Genomic DNA, 3784 nt, shown 5'->3' on the forward strand with positions numbered 1-3784 from the left:
GCGCCGGCGCCTGACAAGCGGGAGCGGTACGGGGCGGGGACGACGGGGACAAGGGGCGCGTGCACGTCCCCGCGGTCCCCGGCCGCCCTGACGTGCGAGGGGTCCGGCCCGGCGGGATCCTGGTAGTACGTGAACGAGTACGTGAAGGAGGCCCCATGGCCACGCAGGTACTGCGCCCGGCACCGCGGGCAGCCACCCACCGCAAGGCCGCCCGCCTCGATGAGCACCTGCCCGTGGACCACCGGCTCAGCCGCGTCTACAGGGTGGGCGCCGGGCTGATGGGGCTGGTGCTGCTCGCCTTCGGCATCCTCGGGCTGATCGACAAGATCGGCTTCTTCGACACGGGCGGCGACACCGTCGCAGGTCTGAGCACCAACGGTGCTCTCAGCGTGCTGTCGATCTGCGTCGGGCTGCTGCTGTTCACCGGGATGATCATCGGGGGCAACTTCGCCTCGACGCTCAACATGGTGCTGGGCATCGCCTTCGTCCTCAGCGGTTTCGTCAACCTCGCCCTGCTGGACACCGGGCTCAACTTCCTCGCCTTCGAGATGCAGAACGTGATCTTCAGCTTCGTCGTCGGGCTGATGCTGATGATGTTCGGCATGTACGGACGCGTCAGCGGCGGACTCCCCCACGACAACCCGTACTGGCGGGCCCGCCACCCGGAGGAGGCCGAGCACGAGCAGCGGCTCGCGCGGCGGCGTGCGATCTCGGAGATGCCCGTCTACCGGCCCGGCCGGTAACCGCGAGCGGGAAGAAGCCCTTGCCCGGCTCGGCCCACAGCTGGGGGCGGGAGACGGGAGATGCCCCTGACCGGCTCGGCCGACAGCCGCGGCCGTGGGGATGTCCGTTGCACCGTCCCGGCCGATAGCCTGGGGGCATGCCTCGTTACGAGTACCGCTGCCGCTCCTGCGGAGACACCTTCGAACTCAGCCGCCCGATGGCCGAGTCCTCCGCTCCCGCCTCCTGCCCCGCCGGACACGAGGACACCGTGAAGCTCCTCTCGGCCGTCGCCGTGGGCGGTTCCGCCGGTTCCGCGCCCGCGGCAGGTGGCGGGGGTTGCTGCGGTGGGGGCTGCTGCGGCTGAGCCGCCGTACCAGCCCCGGTACCCGCGATCGCTACCGCTACCGCTTGCGCGACAGCGTCAGTCCGTCCGACACCGTGAGCATCACGCTGTCCATCCGCGGGTCGGCGGACACGTGGTTGTTGAACTCCTGGATGGCCGCCGCTCCCCCGGTCGCCCGTGGGTCCGTCACGCCTCCGTGGAAGAGCACGTTGTCCGTGGTGATGACGCCGCCCTGGCGCATCCGGGGAACCAGTTCCTCCCAGTACGCGATGTAGTTGCCCTTGTCCGCGTCCAGGTAGGCGAAGTCGATGTGCGGCTCCGCGGGCATCGCCCGCAGGGTGTCCAGGGCCGGGGCGATCCGCAGTTCGATGCGGTCGGCGACGCCTGCCTTGGCCCAGGCCTCACGGCCGTAGGCGGTCCACTCCTCCGAGATGTCGCACGCGATCAGCCGGCCGCCCGCGGGCAGCGCCTGGGCCATCGCCAGGGCGGAGAACCCGGTGAAGGTCCCGACCTCGACGATGTGCCGGGCACCGGTCAGCCGTACGAGGAAGGCGAGCAGCGGGCCCTGTTCCTCGGCCGACTGCATGCCCGCGTGGTCGGGCAGCCGGGCGTACGTGGTCTCCACGAGTTCGCGCTGCACCGCGTCCAGCGGCGGATTGTGGGCGAGCATGTACGCGTACAGCTCGTCCGTGATCTTGGTTTCGTTGCCCTTGGTCATCGCACCACTCCCCGCTCGCCCGAGTGCTCCGCCGACGGGCGGGAACGCGGCGACTGTAGTCGTCGGGCCTCTGCGGTTCGAGCAGATTTCGTTGGCGCGCCGGAAAGTTGACGTCCCCCGTCTCGGGCCGCCTGTCCCTAACCGCCTGCCTCGGACTCGCCCTTCCCAAGCCGCCCGCCTCGGACTCGCCCCTCAAAGACCGCCCGCCTCCGACCAGCCCCTCTCAAGCCGCCCGGTGCGGGTCCGCCGCCCGGAGGAAGCGTCGCAGGATCTCCTCGCCCGCGGCGATCCCGTTCTCGGCGGTCGCCTCCACATGCGGGGCGTTCCAGCCCGCGTCGGCCAGTTCGCCGTGGCCGGGGCGCCAGCCGCGGTCGGCGGCCAGCAGCAGGTCGGCGTCGAGGAGGGAGTCGCCTGCGGCCAGGGTGAGCGTGGCGCCGGTGCGGCGGGCGACCTCGCGCATCGCCGCGCTCTTGGTGAGCGGACGCGGTACGACGTAGATCTTGCGGCCCTGCAGCGAGACGGTCCAGCCGCGCGGTTCCGCCCACGCGGCGAGTTCCTTCGTCCAGTCCGCGGGCAGGAGGGTCCGGTCGACGACGAGGTAGGCGAAGAGATCCTCGGCGACCCGTTCCTTGAGCAGCCAGGCGGGGTCGGCGGCGGAGACGAGGTGGGCGCGGACCTCGTCGAGCGAGGCGCATTCCTCGGCCAGCCGGCCGGCCACGGTGCGCTGCCAGTCGTGGTCGGAGACGCCGTTGACCAGGATGTGTCCGCCGTTGGCGCAGATCGCGAACTCGACTGCCGGTCCCGGGAGATGGATGCGGTGGTACTGCTCGCGGGTGCGGGTCGTCGTCGGGACGAAGACCGTGGACGGGGAGCGGGTCAGCTCGTCGAGCAGGGCCGCCGCCGTCTCCGTGACGTACGAGAGGGGCTTCTTGTCGTACACCTCGACGCAGAGGAGACGGGGAGCCTCGGCATCCGGCATCGGGAGGTTGAGGGCCGCCGCGGAGTAGATGAGGGTGCGGTCGAGGTCGCTGGCGACCAGCGTCAGGGCCGAAGTCACTTGGAGTCCACCGCCTTGCCGTCGGCACCGGTCGCCCCGCGCGTGTACTTCGGGTGGATCAGGCCGACGCAGGTGTACGGGAGTTCGTCGACCTCCTCGACCGGGACGCCGCGCTGCTGTGCGAGCAGCCTGATGTGTTCCAGGTCCGTGCCCGCTCCTCGCTTGGCGAGGATCTTCCACGGGACGCGGCGCAGCAGGACGCGGGTGGTCTCGCCGACGCCCGGCTTGACCAGGTTCACGTCGTGGATGCCCTGCTCCTCGCTGATCCGCTCCACCGCGGCCCCGCCCTCCCAGGGCGGGCCGCGGTGGAGCGGATCAGCGAGGAGCAGGGCATCCACGACGTGAACCTGGTCNTTGAAGCCCTCGGTCCCGTCCGACTCCTCGAACTCGGCGATCGCCGCCGCCAGTTCGCGGGTGATCGCGCCCTTGCCGGTCCAGCCGTCGACGAAGACGATGTCGGCCGGGTTGTGATGGGCGGCCAGCCAGCGCAGGGCGTTGGCGTCGATGCCCCGGCCGCGCACGATCGAGACGGCGTAGTGCGGCAGCTCGACGCCGTGCCTCAGACGGGCCCAGCGGCGCATCAGTACGCCGACGGGGGTGCCGGCCCGGGCGAGCGAGACGAGCACGGGGCGGGGGCCGCGCTCGGCGAGGACCGTTTCGGTGACCGTGCCGACGGCGCGGGCGATGCGGGCGGCCGACAGGTCCAGAGCCGCCTTGAACAGGTCCTGGTACTCCTCGGACGGCTGGTACTCGACCGGCAGCGACTCGGCGTAGTGCGCGCCACCGCTCTGTATCGCCTCCTCGCGCTCCTCGGTGGGCGCCTCCAGCTCTGCGTCCGACAGGTCCTGGAGCAGCCAGCCGACCTCGTCCGGCGCGTAGGAGGAGAAGGCGGGGCCGCGGAGGGGCTCGGGAAGCATGAAGGGTTCTTCCTGCCGATGGGGCG

5 protein-coding genes are annotated in these 3784 nt (G+C 71.3%); 2 read left to right on the top strand and 3 right to left on the bottom strand.

What is annotated here, in order from left to right; all coding sequences use genetic code 11:
• Window positions 1–155 precede the first annotated feature (155 nt).
• The gene (locus tag JGS39_RS38405; RefSeq protein WP_219574403.1) at window positions 156–743 is read left to right on the top strand and encodes a DUF4383 domain-containing protein; all 588 of its coding nucleotides are present in this window, start codon (window positions 156–158) and stop codon (window positions 741–743) included.
• Window positions 744–880: 137 nt separating this feature from the next.
• Window positions 881–1087, top strand: a complete 207-nt coding sequence (locus JGS39_RS38410; protein WP_219574404.1) for an FmdB family zinc ribbon protein — start codon at window positions 881–883, stop codon at window positions 1085–1087.
• Between the two features lie 37 nt (window positions 1088–1124).
• Here the strand turns inward: JGS39_RS38410 and JGS39_RS38415 are convergent, their stop codons facing one another.
• The 3 genes from JGS39_RS38415 to JGS39_RS38425 form a co-directional block, all read right to left on the bottom strand.
• A complete protein-coding gene (locus JGS39_RS38415; RefSeq protein WP_219574405.1) occupies window positions 1125–1784 on the bottom strand; it encodes an O-methyltransferase in 660 nt (219 codons plus the stop codon).
• A 223-nt stretch (window positions 1785–2007) separates the two neighbouring features.
• Window positions 2008–2841 carry an HAD family hydrolase gene (locus tag JGS39_RS38420; protein ID WP_219574406.1) on the bottom strand — a complete coding sequence of 278 codons (834 nt, stop codon included), beginning with the start codon at window positions 2839–2841 and terminating at the stop codon, window positions 2008–2010.
• The coding region (locus tag JGS39_RS38425) for a cysteine protease StiP family protein (RefSeq protein ID WP_219574407.1) at window positions 2838–3784 on the bottom strand (947 nt) is incomplete at its 5' end. The genes JGS39_RS38425 and JGS39_RS38420, both read right to left, overlap by 4 nt.

Origin of the sequence: Streptomyces poriferorum, assembly GCF_019399235.1 — a bacterium.
Taxonomy (GTDB): domain Bacteria; phylum Actinomycetota; class Actinomycetes; order Streptomycetales; family Streptomycetaceae; genus Streptomyces; species Streptomyces poriferorum.

Excerpts from the sequence above, each read along its gene's own strand:
- JGS39_RS38405 (WP_219574403.1), top strand. The coding sequence starts at position 156 with ATGGCCACGCAGGTACTGCGCCCGGCACCGCGGGCAGCCACCCACCGC.
- JGS39_RS38410 (WP_219574404.1), top strand. The coding sequence starts at position 881 with ATGCCTCGTTACGAGTACCGCTGCCGCTCCTGCGGAGACACCTTCGAA.
- JGS39_RS38415 (WP_219574405.1), bottom strand. The coding sequence starts at position 1,784 with ATGACCAAGGGCAACGAAACCAAGATCACGGACGAGCTGTACGCGTAC.